The sequence below is a fragment of the Streptomyces sp. NBC_01006 genome (genome assembly GCF_045162725.1).
Classification (GTDB): Bacteria; Actinomycetota; Actinomycetes; order Streptomycetales; family Streptomycetaceae; genus Streptomyces.
The window spans coordinates 882766-901913 of sequence record NZ_CP108700.1 but is presented as its reverse complement, the minus strand read 5'-3'; the positions used below and the strand labels follow the sequence as shown (position 1 = coordinate 901913).

Here is a 19148-nt window from a genome sequence, read left to right as displayed (position 1 = left end):
CCGGAAGCCGGGTCACCCGGTGGGCGTCTGCCCGTCCCAGGCGGTGTAGAAGCTCTCCGGGTTGACCAGGTAGCGGACCGTGGGCCGGGGCACGTGCCGGACCTCGTTGCGGCGCGCGTAGCGGCGTACGAGCTCCCAGTCCTCGCGCGGCAGCACCTCGGGGGTACGCCGCAGCCGGCTGAAGTACAGGGACCGGGTGCGGCGCGCCACGAAGGCGTTGGTGTCGAGGAAGGCCTCGTGCGCGGCCCGGCGGCGGTTGAACGGCACCGACAGCACGTCCCGTTCGGAGCCGTCGGGCAGCACCCGGCGCAGCGCGGTGTACACGGCCTCGGGCCCGCCGGGCGGCTCCAGCACCGCGAGGGCCTGCTCCAGGTGGTCGGGCTCCCACAGGTTGTCGTCGTCCAGGAAGGCCACGTACCGCGAGCGGGTCAGCCGTATCCCCACGTTGCGCACGACTCCGGCCGTGGCCGTGTTGCGTGCCAGCGACACCGCGAACAGCCGTGGATCCTGCGGTAGTTCGGGAAGACCGGCGCCGTCGTCGACCACGATGACCACCTGGTCGGTGACGCTCTGCCCGAGAGCCGAGCGGACCGCCGCGCGCAGTTCCTCGGGACGCCGGTGGGTGGCGATCACGGTGGCCACCAGGGCGGTCGGCGCCCCGCCCAGGACGGCGGCGAGCCGGGCGGTCTCGGCGTCCTCGAACAACCGCAACCGCACGGCGGAAGGGGCGAGCAGGACCTTGTTCCTGGCCTCGAAGAGCACCAGCCAGCCGAAGGCCCGCTTGAGCAGCTCCCAGGGGGCTCGGGCGATGCGGCGCATGATGTCCTCTCGGTGCGATCGTCGGGGTGTGTCGGATCGTCGGATCGGCAGGTCGTTCAAGGGGCGGGCTCGGGGTCCACGGGCCGGCCGTCGGCCGTACGGTTGCCGCGCCACACGTTGCCTGCGCCGCCCGCGTTCCAGGCGGCGACCAGCCCGTAGGCGCCGGCGTTCACGTGGTACTCGGCGGAGAACACGTTGTCCGTGACCTGGATGCCGGTCGCGCCGGGCCCGCCGCCGTACAGCGCGTACGCCCCGCCGGCCAGCCAGTTGCCGTCCACGACCACGGAGGAGACGTTGCCGGTGTCCGCGAAGAGCCCGACGGCGGCGCTGGCGCCCTGGTGCACGGGGACGGGGTTCAGGAGGGTGTTGTGGCGGATGGTGAGGTGGCCCTTGTTGCCGCCGCCGCTGATGACGGCGTCGGTGTGCTGCCATTCACCGCCCTGGTTGCGGAAGGGGACGATGTCGTGCACGTAGTTGTCGTGGATCTCGCCCTGGCCCATCGAGAGGGCGTTGCCGAACACGGAGATGTCGCACCAGCCGACCTCGATCGAGCTGCCGCCCATGTTGGAGACCGCGTAGTCGACGCCGCCGTTGTCGGGACCCTTGCCCGGTACGGCGGTGATGGTGGTGTGCAGGACGCGCAGGCCGCTGAAGCCGGGGCGGAGGTTGATCCCCCACCAGTTCGTGGAGGTGATCCGGCTGTCGATGACGGTGACGTCGTTGGCGTAGACGTCCAGGGAACCGCGGATGTCCCAGCCCTTGATGACCATGCCGTCGGTCTTCACGGACATGTTGCCCGTGTCGTGCCGCTCCAGCGCGATCCGCGGGCCGGTGGTGCGGGCGTCGGGGAATCCGCAGGCGCCGGGCGAGGAGCAAGGGCCTCCGGGCCCCGGGCTCGTGCCCGGCGGGGGCATGGCCGAGGGCGGAGCCGTACTGGCGGAGGGACCCGGACCGTCCGATGCGGACGGGTCCGCGGAGGGCGAGGCGGACGGGGCGGGCTCGGGCGGGGGAGTGGCGCCGGGGCACTGGAGGGCGCTGTCCGGGCACGGCCCCGCGGAGGGCCCGGCCGTGGGCTCGCTGATCCCGGTCCGGTCGGCGTCGTACAGCGCGAGTACGACGGCCAGTACGAGCCCTGTCAGCAGCCAGGCCACGAGGCGCCTCCGGTCGCGTGCCACGGCGGCTACCCCCCTGCCGGCGCGGAGCCGCGCAGGAAGCCGCGGCTCGGCAGGATGCACACGACGTAGCAGAGGGTGCCCGCGGCCCCGGTCGCGAGGAGCGCGAGGACCCCGTCGCCCAGGACCCGCTCCAGGCCGAGGACCACGACGGCCATCACGGCGCCGCCGAGGAACGGCCAGGCGCAGGCCCGTGCCACGGTCCGCAAGGCCACGCCGCCGCGGTGCAGCGCGTAGAGGAACACCGGCACCACGACGGCGCAGGCGACCAGGACGTGCCCTTGGGCCACCCCCACGATCCCGCCCGCGCCGGCCCCGATCACCAGGGCCGGGACGAGGACGACGAGCCACAGGCCCTGGACTCCGATGAGGGAGCGGCGCCGGCCGATGGCCACCAGACAGTCGTACGCCAGCTCGCAGCCGATCCGTACGAGCCCCAGCGCCATCAGCCAGGGCAGCGCGGCGGCCGCGGGCAGCCAGCGGTCTCCGTAGACGAGCCCCACGATCGGCGCGGCGAGGGCGGCCAGCAGCACGCACAGCGGGACGGTGCCCGTCATCACCACACCGAGGGCGCGGCCGAAGCCGCCGGCCAGCGCCCCGGGCGAATCGGCCAGCCGGGAGAACCCGGCGAAGGAGACGCGGCGGGCAGCCTCGGAGATGATCCGCACGGGCCAGCCGGAGATGTTGAAGGCGAGCACGTAGAAGCCGAGGGCCAGCTGGTCCAGGGCGGAACCCACCACCATGGTGTCCACGTTGACGACGCCGAGGGCGAGCATGCTGGCCCCGGCGAGCGGGAGCCCGAAGCGGAGCAGCGCCTTCGCCTGCTCCCGGTCCCAGCCGAACTTCAGGGTGCCGGGCGCGGCGAGGCAGCATCCGAGGAGGGCGGCCGCGTTGCCTGCCACGGAGCCCCAGGCGAAGCTCATCGCGCCCCACCCCCGGACGGCCAGCAGCAGGGTCACTCCGGTGCTGAGGACGAAGTTGACGCCGTCGATGGCCATCCGCCTGCCCTGCGCGAACTCCCGGGTGAGGAATCCGGCGGGCACCTGCGACAGACCGTCCAGGACCACGCACACGCACATCACCCGCAGGATCCCGGAGGCCTCGGGCGAGCCGAGCACCCGGGCCACGGCGGGAGCCGCCGCGAACAGGACGGCGTACAGCAGGCAGCTGGAGGCGACGCTCAGCGTGAGCACGGTCGGGGCGAAGCGGCGCGGGTCGCCCTCCCAGCGCACGATGGCGAGGGAGACGCCCAGCTCGTTCGCGGAGAGCAGCACCAGCAGCACCGTCTGGGCGATCCCGTACACGCCCCAGGCCTCGGGACCGAGGAAGAAGCGGGCCAGGATGATGCCGGTGACGAAGTTGCCGAGGCGCATGACCACGGTGTTGACCAGGCTCCACCGGGCGGCGGAGCCGACCTTGCGCCCCAGCGAGCGTGCCTCGGGCGGGGTCTCGGCCGGAGCCTGGACACCGGCGTCGGTCCCGGTCACGGTGAGGCTCCGGCGGATGCCCGGGCGGTACGGGAGGCACCGGCTCCGGAGCCTGCGGCGTCGGGCACAGCGTCGGACTCGGCGCTCTCCGCGCTCTCGGCCGGAGCGGGCCGGTGCCGGCCCGGCTCGTCCGACCTGCGGCGCCGCGCCTCCACGAAGAAGGTGGCCACCAGGCTCAGTACGAAGCCCAGTGCCCCCGCCATGATCAGGTACTGGAGCCGGGTCTTGGTCTGCGCCTCCGGCTTCTGGGGCGGGACGATCGTGGCCATGCGGATCATGGCCTCGGGCGTCACCGACTGCTGGGACTGGAACTCCTGGAGCCGCTTCTCGGCGTAGGCGGTGAAGACCTGGTCCGATTTGAGGACGGCGGCCGGATCGGTTCCGGTGACGCTCAGCCACATGAAGGGCCCCTGCGCGTTGTCGGCGATCTTCGCCTCGTACTCCCCGGTCACGCCCTGGGCCTTGAGGTCGGCCCGGGAGTCGTCGGAGTTGAGGTTGCGGGCCAGGCCGTCGGCCATGCCGGTGAGCGAGGCCTGGGTGCTCAGGAAGGGGTTGCCGTCGAAGGCCACCGTGGCCTTCTTCGAGTTCAGGAGGGTCACCGTGCTCTGCGACCGGTACTCCACCGGGACCAGCACGTACACGCCCGCGATGAGCGCGGCCGTGAGCAGCAGTCCGGGCAGCAGCACGTACCAGCGCCTGCGCATGACCCGCCAGATCTCCGCGAGATCCATGGTCTCCCCCTCGCGGCGGCGGCGTGTCGTCCACGCGCCGCCGCTCTCTTCATGTGCGGATTACGGTTCTTGCTCTTGTTCGGTTCTTGCGGTGGTGCGGTGTTCTTGCGGTGGTGCGGTGCCGCCGGTCCTACGGGGCTACGGGGCGAGATCGGTGGGCCGCGGCCGCGTCCCCGCCGTCCCGCCGCCCAGCAGGACCTGCGCGATGCGCTCGCTCGCGCGCCCGTCCCAGAGCTCGGGGCAGCGCGGCGCGGGCGGATCGTCGAGCACCCGGTTCACGGTGGCCGTGATGCGCTCCGGGTCGGTTCCCGCCAGTACGTTGGTGCCCTCCTCGACGGTGATCGGCCGCTCGGTGTTCTCCCGCAGTGTCACGCAGGGCACGCCGAGGGCGGTGGTCTCCTCCTGGACGCCGCCGGAGTCGGTCAGCACCACCCGGGCGGAGTCCTGCAGCGCGATGAAGTCCAGGTATCCGGCGGCCGGGACCATCCGGATCCCGCCCGGGACTCCGATCTCGGCCAGCCGCTCGGCCGCCCGCGGGTGCACGGGCAGCAGGAGCGGACAGCGGTCGGAGATCTCGCCCAGTGCCTTCAGCAGGCCGCGCAGGGCCGCGGGATCGTCCACGTTGGCCGGCCGGTGCAGGGTGACCAGACCGTACCCGCCCCGGGTGAGCCCGTAGCGGTCCAGGACGTCCGAGGCCCTGGCCCGGTCCAGGTTGGCGAGCAGGGTGTCGATCATGACGTTGCCGACGACGTGGATCTGGTCCTCCCGGTACCCCTCCGCCCGCAGGTTCGCGGCCGCGTCGGGGGAGGGCGCCAGCAGGTAGTCGCTGACGCGGTCGGTGGCGACCCGGTTGACCTCCTCCGGCATGCTCCAGTCCCGGCTGCGCAGCCCCGCCTCCACATGGGCCAGCAGCGGGCCGGCCTTCGCGGTGACCAGGGCGCAGGCCAGCGTGGAGTTGATGTCGCCGACCACCACCACCGCGTCCGGGGCCAGCTCGTCCAGCAGCGGCTCGAAGGCCGCCATCACCCGGCCGGTCTGCTGGGCGTGCGTACCGGACCCGGCACCCAGGTACCGGTCGGGCGGGCGGATGCCCAGGTCGCGGAAGAAGACGTCGTTCATGGACTCGTCGTAGTGCTGTCCGGTGTGGACGAGGACCACCTCGGCGCCGCGGCGCTCCAGTGCGTCCATCACCGGTTTGATCTTCATGTAGTTGGGCCGTGCTCCGGCCACGCAGATGATCCTGGGCATGGTGTCAGAGCACCTCCACGGTGGGTCCGGAGAGCCGGTTGCGGCAGTCGAGTACGAACGAGGCGTGCTCGGTCACCATCGCGTAGTCGAAGGAGTCGTGGTCGGTGAGCAGGACGACCACGTCGGCCGCGGCCAGCTCCTTGCGGGTCGGCTCCACCCGCACGAGACGGGAGTCGACCTTGAGGCCCTCCACCACGTGGGGGTCGGCCGCGCGCACCTTGGCGCCCATGTCCAGGAGCAGCTGGGAGACGCGCACCGCGGGCGATTCGCGGGCGTCGCCCGTGTTCTTCTTGTACGCCAGCCCCAGCAGCAGGATCTTCGAGCCGTTGACGGCCCGGCGCTTGGTGTTGAGCGCGTCCATGACGCGGCGCGCCACGTACTCGGGCATGTGGCTGTTGATGTCGTTGGCCAGCTCGACGAAGCGGAAGCTCTGGCCGAGCTCGCGCTGGACCCGCCAGGACAGGTACGACGGGTCGATCGGCAGGCAGTGGCCGCCGACCCCGGGGCCCGGGGTGAACTTCATGAAGCCGAACGGCTTGCTGGACGCCGCCTCGATGGCCTGCCACACGTCGATGTCGAGGTGGCGGGCGAACATGGCTATCTCGTTGACCAGGGCGATGTTCACGTGCCGGAAGGTGTTCTCCAGCAGCTTCGCCAGCTCGGCCTCCTTGGGCGAGCTCACCGGCACCGTCTTGTCGACGAGGTCGGCGTAGAAGGTCTCGACGGCCTTGAGCGAGCGGGCGTCCACGCCCGAGACGACCTTGGGCGTCTGCTGGAAGCCCCAGACGGTGTTGCCGGGGTCGATGCGCTCGGGGCTGTAGCCGAGGTGGAAGTCGGCGCCGGCGGTGAGGCCCGAGCCGTCCTCCAGGATCGGGCCGAACAGCTCCTCGGTGGTGCCCGGGTAGGTGGTGGATTCGAGGATCACGGTCGCGCCGGGCCGCAGGAAGCGGGCCAGCGTGTGCGCCGACTCCTCGATGTAGCGCAGGTCGGGGGCACCGTCCTGTAACGGGGTCGGGACGGTGACGACCGCGACGTCGAAGCCGCCGCAGTCGCGCGCGAGTTCACTGGGCTGGTACGAGCCGCGCTCCAGCGCCCGGATCAGCCGTTCGGAGGAGACGTCCTCCACGTACGACTCGCCGGCGGCGAGGCTCTTGACCCGCCGGGCGTCCACGTCGTACCCGATCACTTGGTGTCCGACCTCGGCGGCCCTGACGGCCAGCGGGAGGCCGACGTATCCCTGTCCCACGACGACGACGCGCATCAGTGACTCCTGTTCGCGGAACCGGCAGACGATGTGGCGGGCGGCAGTGCGGACGGCGTACGGCGGATGAGTTCGCGCACCGTCATGAGGAGGAAGGCGGTGTTGGTGGTGAGGTAGCGCTTGCCGAGGCGGCGCGGTTCCTGGAGGGCGCGGTAGAACCATTCGAGGCCCATGCGCTGCCAGACCACGGGGGCCCGTTTGGTGACGCCGGCCAGGATGTCGAAGGAGCCGCCGACGCCGTGCACGACGTGGGCGCCGGTGCGCTTGCCGTAGCCGGCGGTGAAGATCTCCTTCTTGGGCGAGGTCATGCCGAGGAAGAGCAGCCGGGCCCCGCTCTGCGCGACGGCGTCGGCGATCGCCGGCTGGTCGGCGTCGTCGAAGTAGCCGTTGCGGCTGCCGGCCACGCGCAGCGCCGGGAAGCGCTCCGCGATCCGGCCGAGCATCAGCTCCAGTACGTCCTGCCGGGCGCCGAGCAGGTAGACGGGCACGCCGGCGGTCTCGGCGGCGGCCAGCAGCCGCATGAACAGGTCGATTCCCGCGACCCGTTCGGGCAGCCGGACGCCGAGGACACGGCCGGCCCACACCACGGCCTGGCCGTCGGCCAGGACGAGGTCGCAGCCGGAGACCGCCGCCGCGAGGCGGGGGTCGCGCCGCATGTTGACCAGTTTGGCGGCGTTGACCATGCCGATCTCGATCTGTTCGCCGCGCTGCACCGCGTCGAGGCAGCGCTGCACGGTCTCGTCCATGGTCAGGGCGTCGAGCGTGACGCCGAAGAGGGTGTGGCGGGGTGGTCGGCCCTGGGGGTCGTGCCTTCGGGTCATCTCTCCAGCCCCCCGAGCCAGGCGTGGAGCAGCCAGCCGAACTCGTACGGCCTGCACTCGCGGTCGATCACGTCGGGGCGGAAGACCCGGTCGAGCGGGGTCAGCCGGGCCTGCGGGGCCACCTTGGTGGTGAGCCCGCGGGCGGCGCGGACGGCCTTGGCGGGGTCTCCGCGGTAGACCTTGCGCCAGGTGACCCCGTACTTCTCGACGATCATGGGCTCGCGCGGAGTGCCGTCGGGCCGGCTGATCTCGGGCACGTCCGTCATCCAGCGCAGCCCCCGGCGGACGGCGGCGCCGAAGTCGGTGCCGCCCGCCTCGGCGAGGTCGAACAGCGCGGTGGGCGCCATGGCGTGCTGGTGCACGCTGTAGACGGGGTAGCCCTCCACCACGCCGCCCGTGCGGGCGTCGTAGTGCCACCACCACTGTCCACCGTCCCCCTGGAGCTCACAGATCCGGGCGGCGCAGGCGTCGGCGGCCGCGAGGGCCTCCGGGTCCGGGCCGCTCGCGTGCAGCCGGGCGAGCGCCTGGAGCGGATAGGTCTGGTCGGCGAAGCAGGCCACGTGCGAGCGGTATCCGGGGACCAGCCCCGGACCGGTGGCGTGCGGGAACAGCGGGCCGCCGGGGGCCCTGGCCGCCAGCAGCCGGTCGCGGGCGACCGCGATCCGGTCCTCCACGTCCGCCGCGCTGCGGGCCGCGGCGAGGGCGGAGAGCACCCAGGCCGCCTCGACCGTGTACTGCGGACGTCCGGGGACGTCCAGTACGGCCACCCGTGCCAGGGCGTCCGCCAGCTTCGGGTGGCCGGTCTCGGCGGCCGCCCAGGCGATGAGCGCCGCGTCGCCGAGGTTCGTCACCGCCGGCAGCCGCTCCACCAGCAGACCCGCGTACTCCTCGACGCTGTGTCCGCCGAACAGGGCGCGCTGCCGGTCCTCGGGCAGGAACCGCGCCCCCAGCGCGGTGATGGCCGCGTACCGGGTGCTGGTCCCGCGTGCCTCCATCCGGCGGACGCCGTCGGATGTGACCTTGCCCGCCCGGGTGAACACGAAGGTGTCGGCGCCCGGCAGGTACATCTCGGGCAGTCCCGCCTCGGCCAGCGCGAGCAGCCGCTCGGCGAGCGCGTGCAGCGACGGGTCCTCGTGGGCCAGTGCCCCTAATCGTGCTGCTCGTGTTGCGGTCACCGGGTCCCCACCCCGGCTTCCCGTGTGCTGCGCGCACTTCGTATGTCCGAGCTGTACGGCTCCAACACACCTACCCCCTCTGATTCGTTCCTCGGACAGACCCGGCGGTCGTCGTTCGGAGGGGTTTGCGCATGACGGCGCACGTGCCGGCGGTGTGTTTCCCCCCGATGGCACGAACCGTCCGAGGCCGCCCACTGGATCCCCCCAGCGATGCCCCGGACCGGAGCACGCGCGAACGGCAGCGCCGGGCGGGCGCGTTGCGCGCCGTCCGTCGTCACTTGGTCCGCGATGCCCTCGTCGTGTACAACCCCCCACTGAACAAAGCCTGTTGCCTGCTCAGATCCCGTGTACAGGGACAAGGTATGCCCAAGGATGTTCGTTGATTGCGGTTTTGCGGAAATGCCACTGACCTAAATTGCCGACGTACCGTCAGGTCCGCTCGGCCAGGGTTCCGGCCTTCTCCTCGTGCAGCGCGCCGGTGCGCGGGCACTCCCACACGCCCGGCTCGCCCTCGCGCTCCACCAGCCGGACCCCGGCCCGGCCGACCCAGCCGATGCGGCGGGCCGGCACCCCTGCGACCAGCGCGAAGTCCGGTACGTCCCGGGACACGACCGCACCGGCCGCGACCAGCGCCCACCGCCCGATCCGCACCCCGGCCACGCACACAGACCGGGCCCCCAGCGAGGCTCCCTCGGCCACGACGACGCCGGCGGCCTCCCAGTCGCCGCCGCGCTTCTGCCGGCCGTCGGGGTCGACGGCGCGCGGGTAGAAATCGTTGGTGAGTACGGCGGCCGGGCCGATGAACACCCCGTCGCCGAGCTCGGCGGGCTCGTAGACGAGTGCGTAGTTCTGGAGTTTCACGCTGTCGCCGATCCGTACGCCGGGGCCCACGTACGCCCCCCGTCCGACGATGCAGTCGCGCCCGAGCCGCGCGTCCTCCCGTACCTGCGCCAGATCCCAGATCGTGGTCCCGTCCCCGAGTTCGGCGCTCTCGTCGACCTGGGAGGTGGGTTGGATGCGGACACTCACGAAGCGGTCCCCTTACGTTTCGAAGTACTGGCGTACGACGTACGGAGGGAGCATATGCACGGCGCGACCGACCCACCCGGGAGTTCAACCGACTGTTCACGCAGCGGACTTGAGACCTCATCGGCTCCCGGGGCGGTGGACGGTGAGGGTGCCGTACGCGGACAGGGCCGCGGCCGGATCGCCCCCGCCGTCACGCAGGGCGGCGTCGAGGAAAGCGAGGCTCGCGGCGGCGGTGATGCGCGGGCCCTCCGTCCGGTCCAGGGAGCCGACGAGCGAGGGGAGGGGCGGCAGGTACAGCGGGGCGTCGGTGAAGGTGAGGTGGGCGGCTCCGGGGACGGTGAGCCGGTAGGTCGTCGCGCTGCTGAGGCCGAGGACGCGGGTGAGGTGCGGGAGGTAGTCCGGGTCGGTGTCCGGGCCGATGGCCTGGGTGAGCGCGAGCACCGGCTGGCGGAAGGGCTGCGGGGACGGGTCGTGGGGGAAGCCGTCCAGGTCGATGACGGCGGCGAAGGCGGGGTCCTGGCGGGCGGCTTGGAGGGCGGCGCCGCCGCCGAGGGAGTGGCCGGCCGCCGCGACGCGGGCGGTGTCGAGGTGCCCGGTGAGCGGGCCGGGGACCTCTCCGCTGTCGATGCGGCCCAACTGGGCCCGTACGAAGCTCAGATCGGCGGCGCGGACCGCCGTCCACGCGGCCGCCCGTCTCTCGTCCTCGGCGTCGTCGCCCGTCGCCGAGACCTCCGTACGGATCGTGCGGCCGTCGGCGAGCACGACCGCGGCGGAGTCGTAGGGGTGGTCGAGGCCGACGACGACGTAGCCGTGGCCGGCCAACTCCTCGGCCCAGGCCGTGTTCTGGGCGCGCACCCCGCCCAGGCCGGGGGAGAACAGTACGACGGGGAACCGTTCCGCGCCCGCCACGGGGACGTCGTGGGCGGCGTGCGTGCGGGCGCGCGGGAGGCCGTCCAGCAGGAACCCGGGAAGACCGGCGTAGTCGGCGAGCGCCTCGGAGACCACGCGTGCCTCGTCTTCCGTGCGTCCGAGGTACGGGGCACGGCGAGTGCCCGCGGGGGGCTTCCGAGCGGGATACCAGAACTGGGCGACGACCGTACGCCGGTCGTCGGGGGCGGCGGTGGCGCTCTCGGGGCGCTCCGGGTCGGTCAGCTCGATGACGCTGGTGCCGACCGCGAACCGGCCCGTCGGTGCGGGGAACACCGGCGTGGGCAGGGCCCAGAGCGCCGCCGGGCACGCGGCGACCAGCGCGAGGCACACCGCCGACCCCGGCAGCGCCAGCCACCACGGAGCCCTGCGCGTCGCGCGCCCAAGGAGGGGCGACACGGCGAACGCCAGGGCAGCGGCCGCACCGGCCAGCACCGGCACCATCTGCCAGCGCAGCCCGAGTACGCCGAGCACGGCCCCGGACAGCACGACCACCCCCGCCGCCCCGAAGCCGACCGGCCGCCGGGGGCGGGGAGGAAGCCACCGCACCAGTACGAGCGCGAAGGAGCCCAGCACGAGGAGGGCTTCCCAGAGGGACATCTGCACGTGCGCGTTCATCGCATCCACCCCGCCATGGTCCGAGCCCCGCCCCGCCCCCGGCGTCCCTCTCAGGTCTGGCAACCCCTGCGACCCAAGTCGCACCCGGCGCGTACGGCGGCTCGCAAAACACCTGGCAGACCAGGCCGGTGGGGGGTTATGGTCAGCGCGATGATCACTCAAACCACTCTCGGAATGGGGGTCCCGTCCGCGCAAGGTGAGTGCTGATGCTCACTCCCGCCGCCGACGGCTCCTCCCGTCTCTCCCTCTGGCTGCGCGTGCGCGAGTTCGCCGTGCCGCCCTCCATGATCGCGACCGCCACCGCCCGCCGCCTTGCCGGCGACTGGGCCGGGGCGTGCGCCGCCGCAGGCATCGATCTCGACTTCGACCTGCGTTCCGTGGCGCGCACCCACGGCCGCGAACTCGCCGCCCGACTCCGCGCCGACCTCCGCCACTTGGCCCCCGACCTGCTGCGCTGGCACATGCCCAGGATCGCTCCCGACGGACTGCTGCGGCCGGGCCTGACCCTCACCCTGGCCCGGTACGGCCGGGCCGACGGCGGAGATCCGGTGCACATCGTGGCCCGGACCCCGCCGGCGTGGGCCGATGCCGGTCAACGGTTCAGCCTGGCGCTGTGGGACGGGTCCCGGGCCGGGCCCGGCGCCCGCCGACACCCGCATCCCCACCCCGACCCGCGCTTCCGCCTCGACCTGCACCGCCACCTCTGGGACGCGCGACGGGCCGCTGAGCTCCACAGCCGATCCGGCGCCGATCTCCCCTCAACGGAGGCCGATCTACCGGGACTTGTGCCGCAGGTGCACCGCTGTGCCGTGGACCGCTGGGCGGCCGAGGCGGCGATCCTGCTCGATGCCGAGGGGCATGCCACCAGTACCGTACGCGTGCGGCTGGGGTCCCGGCGCCGGCTGGACCTGGAGCTCGTGGGGGAGGGCGGCGGCCATCCGGCCGCCATGCGGATCTCGGCAGCCGCCACGGGTTCGGGCGCCCCCGCGCCGCCGGTCCTGCCTGACGCGGCGACCTGGGTCCTGCCCGACCTCGACCTGCTCCGCACCGGTTCGATCGAGCCCGGCCGACTGCACCCGCTCGTCGCCCCGGCGCTCGTACCGGACCACGCGCCGCCCGGTCCGCCGAGGACTGCGGACCGGGCGGGACAGCCTCACCTCGTCGAGTGCAGGGGCTCTCAGCACCGGATCGGCCTGGTCGACGGGGTACTTGCCCCGCTCGACCACGATCCGGCCGAGATCCGGCGGGAGGAACTGCTGGTCGCCCTGACCGGAACCCCGCTGCCCTGCCTCCAGGCGATCGACCAGGCACACCGCCGGCCGGACTGCCTGGCCGGCGTACGCGGACGCCTCGACCACGGCGACACCGCCGGCGCGCTGGCCGTCGTCGAGCGGCTGCTGGGCCCCGACGCACTGCTGCGCGACGGAGCCCTCCGGGACGAACTGGAGGCGGCCGCACGGCGCCGGATCACGTACGGGCTGTTCAGGGCGGACCTGACCGGCCCCCGGCCCAGACCCAAGCCCGGCGATCTGCTCCCGGGCATCCGCCCTGCGCGTGAGCGCCGCTCGCACCCTCGCCGCTGACCCGGCGCACACCACGAACCCCAAAGGTGATCAAACATGCCCGCATACGCCCCGTTCGCCGTCACGGACACCCCCTCCGACCCGGCGCCCGCCTCCCAGCTCGACGTCGCCGGCGCACTGCTGTCCCTGCTGCGTGACGCCACCACCGAACCGCGTCCCGATACCCAACTGGAGGCCCTGACCCTGGCCGTGGCCGCCGACCTGCCCGTTCTCCTGTGGGGCGAACCGGGCATCGGCAAGACCGCGGCGCTGACCCAGCTCGCAACCTCCCTGGACCTGCCGCTGACCACGGTGATCGCCAGCGTGCACGAGCCTTCCGACTTCTCGGGCCTGCCGATCATCGGAGACGACCCCGCACAACACGGTGTTCCGATGGCCCCGCCGGACTGGGCCGTACGCCTGGTACGGGCCGGCCGGGGGCTGCTGTTCCTGGACGAGCTGTCCACCGCGCCGCCGGCCGTACAAGCCGCCCTGCTCCGACTCGTGCTCGAACGGCGCATCGGCGCCCTCCAACTGCCGCCCGGAGTAAGGATCGTGGCCGCCGCGAACCCGCGCTCCTCGGCCGCCGACGGCTGGGAACTGAGCCCGCCGCTCGCCAACCGGTTCGTCCACCTCCACTGGACCCACGACCACGACGTCGTCGTACGGGGTCTCGGCGGGACCTGGCCCCGGGCCACGCTGCCGCGGCTCGACCCTTCCGCGCTGCCGCAGGCCGTGGACCACGCCCGCCGCGCCGTGTGCGGACTGCTCGCCGCCCGCCCCGGGCTCGTACACCGGCTGCCCACCGGTGAAACCCGCCGGGGCGGCCCCTGGCCGTCGCCGCGGAGCTGGGAGATGACCCTGCACCTGATCGCCTTCGCGACCGCGGCCGGCTCCTCCCGCGACGTACTCTCCCTGCTGGTCAGGGGCACGGTGGGGGACGGTCCCGGGCTGGAGCTGCTGGCGGCTCTGGACCGGATGGAGCTCCCGGACCCCGAGGAACTGCTCGCCGATCCGGCCGCCGCCGCCCTGCCCGAACGGGGTGATCTGCGGCAAGCGGTGCTCGACGGCGTGGTGGAGGCGGTCCGCAACCGTCCGGAGAAGGCGCGCTGGGACGCGGCGTGGGCGCTCCTGGTCCGGGCGCTGGAGACGGGCGCCCCGGACCTGGTCGTCGTACCGGCGACCGCGCTCGCCGCGCTGCGCCGCGAGGAATGGGACGTACCGGCGGCGATCGAGCGGCTCGCCGGTGTGGTGTCCCTGTCCCGGCGGGCGGACCGTGCGACGGCCCGGGCCGTCGCGGCCACGAACGGCACGCGATGAGCGGGGCCGCGGGGACACTGGACCGCGACAAGCTGTTCGCCGCCCGGTTGCACGCCGCCCGGGTCCGGCCCTACCTGGCGACCGCGCTGTTCGCCCTGCACACGGTGGAGTCGCGCCGGGTACCGACGATGGCCGTCGACCGGCACTGGCGGTGCTACGTCTCGCCGTCGTTCGTGGACCGTACGCGGGAGGAGGAACTGGCCGCCGTATGGGTGCACGAGGTGTCGCACCTGCTGCGCGACCACCACGGGCGCGGCGACCGGGTCGCGAGGGAGCGCGGGCTGCACGGCCCGGGGGAGCGGCTGCGGATGAACATCGCGGCGGACTTCGAGATCAACGACGACGTGTACGGCGACGGGCTGGTCCGGCCCGAGGGCGCTGTCCAGCCGGCCGCCGTGGGGCTGCCCGAGGGGCAGCTCATGGAGGACTACCTGCGCCAGTTCGGGCTCGGACCGGCGACCCAGCACATGGCGTGGCTTGACTGCGGCAGCGGCGCCGACGGGCTGGAACGGGAGTGGGACCTCGGGGAGGACGGTGCGCACGGGCTCAGCGAGCAGGAGCGGGACGCGGTGCGGTTCCGGGTGGCGCAGGGCATCACCGGCCGTCCGGGCAGCGCCCCGCGCGGGTGGAAGCGGTGGGCGGAGGAGGCCTTCCATCCGCCGCAGCCGTGGCGGGAGTTGCTGGGAGCGGCGGTCCGCTCGGCGGCTTCCGGATCCGGCGCGGGCGAGGACTACACGTACGGCCGCCCCGCGCGGCGCTCCGCCGGGGTGCCGGGCGCGGTGCTGCCGAGTCTGCGGCGCAGGCCGCCCCGGGTCTGCGTGGTCATCGACACCTCGGCGTCGGTCAGCGACGCGGAACTGGGCAGTGCGCTGCTGGAGGTCGCCGCGATCTCCCGTGCGGTGGGCGGCCGCCGGGACCTGGTCACCGTGGTGCCGTGCGACGCGGCGGCCCGGATCGCACACCCGCTGTGCCGCGCCGAGGGCATCCCGCTGGTGGGCGGTGGCGGTACGGACCTCCGTACGGGTTTCGCGAAGGCCCTCCGGTCGGCGGCGCGGCCTGACGTCATCGTGGTCCTGACCGACGGCCAGACGGCGTGGCCCACCACCCGTCCCCCGTGCCGCACGGTGATAGGCCTGTTCGCGCGGGAGCGCTCGTGGAACGAGGACGACCCCGACTACGTCCCGGACACGCCACCCGCCTGGGCCCGTGTGGTCGACATCGGCTGAGGCGGGGCGCGAAAGTGATGTGCGGAGCCGGCATCCGGTTGACAGGCTGGGGGCATGAACCACCAGCACGCATCCGTACCCGGCCCCTCCGACGGGACCACCGCACCCCTCACCACGCCCCTCACCGCGGACCTCCTGCGCGGCGCGCTCGACCTGGAGCGCACCGGGCACGGCCTGTTCCCGCACCGGCTCCCCGCGTGGGCCCGCGCGCAGAACACCGACGGGCAACTGGCGATGGCGGAGGCACAGCCCTCCGGCGTACGGCTGGTGTTCCGCACCCGGGCCACCGTCATCGAGCTCGACACGCTCCGCACCAAGATGGCCTACGTGGGCGCCCCGCCCCGTCCCGACGGCGTGTACGACCTGCTCGTGGACGGCCGCCTCGCCGCGCAGGCCGGTGTGACCGGCGGCAACGTCCGTACGGTCGACATGACCACCGGGTCGGTGGAGACCCGGCCCGGCCCGGTCGGCACCGTCCGGTTCGGCGCTCTGCCCGACCGCCCGAAGGACGTCGAGATCTGGCTTCCGTACAACGAGTTCACCGAGCTCGTCGCGCTGCGCACCGACGCCCCCGTCGAGCCCCTACCGCACGGCAGCCGCCGGGTATGGCTGCACCACGGCAGCTCGGTCAGCCACGGCTCGGACGCCGCCGGCCCCTCCACGACCTGGCCGGCGCTGGCCGCCTCCCTCGGCGGCGTGGACCTGGTCAACCTGGGATTCGGCGGCAGCGCCATGCTCGACCCGTTCGTCGCCCGGGCCATGCGGGACACCCCGGCGGACCTGGTCAGCGTCAAGATCGGCATCAACCTGGTCAACCACGACCTGATGCGGCTGCGGGCCTTCACCCCGGCCGTGCACGGCTTCCTCGACACCCTCCGCGAGGGGCACCCCACCGCGCCCCTCCTGGTCGTCTCGTCCATCCTGTGCCCCATCCACGAGGACACCCCCGGCCCCACGGCCCCGGACTTCAGCACCCTCGGCGAGGGCAGGCTCCAGTTCCGCGCCGCGGGCGATCCGGCGGAGCGCGCCGCCGGAAAGCTGACCCTCGGTGTCATCCGGGAGGAGCTGGTCCGCATCGTCGAGCAGCGAGCCGCCGAGGACCCGAACCTCCACTACCTGGACGGCCGCGAACTGTACGGCGAAGCGGACTTCGCCGAACTGCCGCTCCCCGACCAGCTCCACCCGGACGCCGCCTCCCACCACCGCATCGGCACCCGCTTCGCCGAACGGGCTTTCGGCACGGGCGGCCCCTTCGCCTCCGAGCGCACGATCTAGCGCGGCGGCCCGGCGGGCGACCTCCGGTTCGTGGCCGCACTCCACCACCCAGCGGGGAGGTGTGTGGCAGCCGTCCGGTACGGCCTAGGCGATCGCGGAGCGCCGCTCCTCGGTGAGGTCCTCCCGCAGGCAGCCGTCCGGCTCGGACGGCTGTCCGCAGCGGGCGTGCGTCAGGGCGAGGGGCTGACCTGGATCGTGGTCAGGGCGCCGGACGAGGCCTCCTTCACCACCGTGATCCGCGTCCCGGTATCCGGTACCTTCACGCCCACCTGTGGCAGGTCGGCGTTCCAGTAGCCGCCCCGCCGGTCGTCGAAGACCGGGACCCCGGGCCGGGACGGGATCAGCACCGGTACGCCGCCCTTGTGCAGCACGATCTCGTCGCTCGGGCGCGTCGAGAACGTCGCGTCGAAGGTCTGCGCCCGCGCGACCAGCAGCGTGCCGTCGGCGTTCCGCAGCGGCTCCGGACGTGCGTCGACGGGGAGGAGCAGCCCCGCGCCCGGGTGCGCCTTGGTGGTGTTGTCGCTGTAGGCCGTGTCCCAGAGCCAGATGAGCACGCCCTGCTGGTACGGGTAGAACTCCACCGTGTCGTTCCCGGCACCGAAGTTGTACGGTCCGCTCTTGAGGTAGGCCCCGTAGCCGGTGTAGCGCCGGTTCTCGACCAGGTACGCGCGCGGGTGCTCGGCGGAGCCCGTACGGCCTTGCGTACGCGACCACTTCAGAGCGGTCCAGCCGTTCGCGCCCGCCTCGGCGCCGTCGCGCAGCAGCTCCCGCTCACCCGCCGTGATCCGTACGTCGTCGAAGGCGACCCCCTTGCCGTGGGTGTTGCCGTCCGAGGTCACCCGCAACCGCAGTTGGACGGTCCGGCCCGTGAACTGATCGAGCGGGACGGTGAGTTCGGCCCAGCCACCCGACGTGCCGGAGATCCCCTTCGCCGGGATGGCCGCGCCGCCGACCGTGCCCGGCAAGGGGGACCACGCGGTGCCGCCGTCCGTCGACGCCTCGACGGTCAGGAAGTCGAAGTCCTGCTCGACGTCGTACCAGACGCGGGCGTCGAGCCGGGCGCTCTGCCCGGCGGCGGCGCCCGAAAGGTCGACTGTCCGGGTCAGGGTGTTGTCCATGAGGTCGCCGGTGCCGCTCCACCACTGGCTGGCGCCCTCGTACGGGTCGGTCAGATCGGTACGGGTCACCGACGGCGGCAGGTGTACCAACAGGGCTTGCGGATCCTCGGTGTTGTAGCCGGAGACCCCGAGCACGGCGCGCGTTCTGCGGCCCGCGTCGGCCTCCGTGTACTCCAGCCAGCCCAGTTGCAGCTTGCTCCAGGGATCGAGGTCGCCGGGGTAGTCCCCGGTGGTGTTCCGCCCCTTGCCGAGGTAGGAGGCCGTGGACATCAGCGACCAGAAGTTGACGCTGTTGTCCCCGTCGGAGCTGTACAGGTCGGGCAGCCCCAGGTCGTGCCCGAACTCGTGGGCGAACAGCCCGACTCCGCTGTTCTCGCCACCTGTCAGATAGTCCCCGGCCCAGATGCCGGAGTCCCCGACCGGGACGCCGCCCGCCTTGTTGCCCGCGGGCCCCGCACTGCCGGCCTGGTCCCAGCACGCGAACCAGCGGTGCGCCCACACGGCGTCCTTGCCCTGGTCACCGCCGCCCCAGGTCTGGTCCTTGCCCGCGTGGACGACGACGAGGTGGTCGAGGTAGCCGTCCGGCTCGTCGAAGTTGCCGTCGTGGTCGGCGTCGTAGCGGTCCCACACGTCGTACTCGGCCAGCTGGGCCTTGATCTCCTCCGGCGTACGGCCCTTGGCGCGCTCGGTGTGGTACCAGGCGTTGGTGGCATCGCGTACGAGGTCCCAGTTGGTGCGGCACTGGCCGGGCTCGGAGCAGTTGTCCGTGCCGTACCGGGCCTCGTTCCAGGGCAGCCGCACCCAGTCGCTGACCTCGCCGTCCATGTCGTAGCGGCCGGAGGACTGCAGGCGGTAGTAATTGCGGAGCGTGACGGCGCCGGGGTCGGTGCCGAAGAACTGCTGCTGGTAGTAGGCCTGCTCGAAATCCTTGCGCCACAGGGTGTGGTTGTCGGTCTTCGCCGGCTTGCCGATCGTGTTGTGGCGGGGACCGGGCGCGCCGCCGAAGCGCGGCTTGCCCTCGAACTCGGTGGTGTTGTCCACCTGGTCGCCGAACTCGGCCAGGATCACGAAGACCTTGTCCTTGCGCTCCTGCGCGAGTTCGACGTACCGCTTGCCGACCGCGGCCTTGCGGGGGAGCGTGCCATCAGCCTCGGCCGCGGTGGTGCCGGCGGCGACGCCTTCGAGGGCCTGGCGACGCAGGCTCTGGCGCTGGACCTCAAGGGGCGCGGACGGCGGGGCGGGGGAGAGTTCAGGGGCCTGCTGCGCCGCGGGGGGCGGGGCGGCGGGTGCGGCGGCGAGCGCGGGGGTGGCGAGGAGGGCGAGGGATATCGCCGCCACCACGGCTGGGAGTCTGCGCAA

At 73.1% G+C, this 19148-nt stretch carries 15 protein-coding genes; 4 read left to right on the top strand and 11 right to left on the bottom strand.

All coding sequences use genetic code 11. The features are described from left to right. Positions 1-12 precede the first annotated feature (12 nt). From OG509_RS04060 to OG509_RS04015, 10 genes are all read right to left on the bottom strand, one after another. Positions 13-819, bottom strand: coding sequence for a glycosyltransferase family 2 protein (locus tag OG509_RS04060; RefSeq protein ID WP_406180175.1), 807 nt, complete (start codon positions 817-819; stop codon positions 13-15). Positions 820-875: 56 nt separating this feature from the next. Continuing rightward, positions 876-1994: a hypothetical protein gene (locus tag OG509_RS04055; RefSeq protein WP_406180173.1), complete on the bottom strand. Its 1119-nt coding sequence runs from the start codon at positions 1992-1994 to the stop codon at positions 876-878. 5 nt (positions 1995-1999) lie between these two features. Then, positions 2000-3478 (bottom strand): oligosaccharide flippase family protein, encoded by a 1479-nt coding sequence (locus OG509_RS04050; RefSeq protein WP_406180172.1) that lies wholly within the window; start codon positions 3476-3478, stop codon positions 2000-2002. Beyond that, positions 3475-4209: a chain length determinant protein gene (locus tag OG509_RS04045; RefSeq protein WP_406180170.1), complete on the bottom strand. Its 735-nt coding sequence runs from the start codon at positions 4207-4209 to the stop codon at positions 3475-3477. The genes OG509_RS04050 and OG509_RS04045 overlap by 4 nt, the downstream gene beginning before the upstream one ends. 138 nt (positions 4210-4347) lie before the next feature. After that, positions 4348-5457 (bottom strand): non-hydrolyzing UDP-N-acetylglucosamine 2-epimerase, encoded by a 1110-nt coding sequence (gene wecB, locus OG509_RS04040; protein ID WP_406180168.1) that lies wholly within the window; start codon positions 5455-5457, stop codon positions 4348-4350. A gap of 4 nt (positions 5458-5461) precedes the next feature. Beyond that, on the bottom strand, positions 5462-6718 hold the full coding sequence (locus tag OG509_RS04035; protein ID WP_406180166.1) for a nucleotide sugar dehydrogenase: 1257 nt from the start codon (positions 6716-6718) through the stop codon (positions 5462-5464). Continuing rightward, complete coding sequence (locus tag OG509_RS04030; protein WP_406180164.1) at positions 6718-7539, bottom strand: WecB/TagA/CpsF family glycosyltransferase; 822 nt, start codon at positions 7537-7539, stop codon at positions 6718-6720. Before OG509_RS04030 ends, OG509_RS04035 begins: the two co-directional genes overlap by 1 nt. Continuing rightward, on the bottom strand, positions 7536-8714 hold the full coding sequence (locus tag OG509_RS04025; RefSeq protein WP_406180163.1) for a hypothetical protein: 1179 nt from the start codon (positions 8712-8714) through the stop codon (positions 7536-7538). Before OG509_RS04025 ends, OG509_RS04030 begins: the two co-directional genes overlap by 4 nt. A gap of 429 nt (positions 8715-9143) precedes the next feature. Next, the gene (locus OG509_RS04020; RefSeq protein ID WP_406180161.1) at positions 9144-9743 is read right to left on the bottom strand and encodes an acyltransferase; all 600 of its coding nucleotides are present in this window, start codon (positions 9741-9743) and stop codon (positions 9144-9146) included. 117 nt (positions 9744-9860) lie between these two features. Beyond that, positions 9861-11288, bottom strand: coding sequence for an alpha/beta hydrolase family protein (locus OG509_RS04015; RefSeq protein WP_406187454.1), 1428 nt, complete (start codon positions 11286-11288; stop codon positions 9861-9863). Between the two features lie 206 nt (positions 11289-11494). On the opposite strand from OG509_RS04015, the gene OG509_RS04010 reads away from it, so the two are divergent. Genes OG509_RS04010 through OG509_RS03995 form a run of 4 tightly spaced genes read left to right on the top strand, consistent with a single transcriptional unit; the run spans position 11495 to position 16671 of the window. Further along, entirely contained in the window at positions 11495-12871 is a 1377-nt protein-coding gene (locus tag OG509_RS04010) for a hypothetical protein (protein ID WP_406180159.1), read from the top strand. Between the two features lie 36 nt (positions 12872-12907). Further along, positions 12908-14170, top strand: a complete 1263-nt coding sequence (locus tag OG509_RS04005) for an AAA family ATPase (protein ID WP_406180157.1) — start codon at positions 12908-12910, stop codon at positions 14168-14170. Further along, a complete protein-coding gene (locus OG509_RS04000; protein WP_406180155.1) occupies positions 14167-15396 on the top strand; it encodes a DUF2201 family putative metallopeptidase in 1230 nt (409 codons plus the stop codon). The genes OG509_RS04005 and OG509_RS04000 overlap by 4 nt, the downstream gene beginning before the upstream one ends. Positions 15397-15450: 54 nt before the next feature. Then, the gene (locus OG509_RS03995; protein WP_406180154.1) at positions 15451-16671 is read left to right on the top strand and encodes a GDSL-type esterase/lipase family protein; all 1221 of its coding nucleotides are present in this window, start codon (positions 15451-15453) and stop codon (positions 16669-16671) included. Positions 16672-16841: 170 nt separating this feature from the next. On the opposite strand, the gene OG509_RS03990 is transcribed toward OG509_RS03995, so the two are convergent. Further along, complete coding sequence (locus OG509_RS03990) at positions 16842-19148, bottom strand: immune inhibitor A domain-containing protein (RefSeq protein WP_406180152.1); 2307 nt, start codon at positions 19146-19148, stop codon at positions 16842-16844.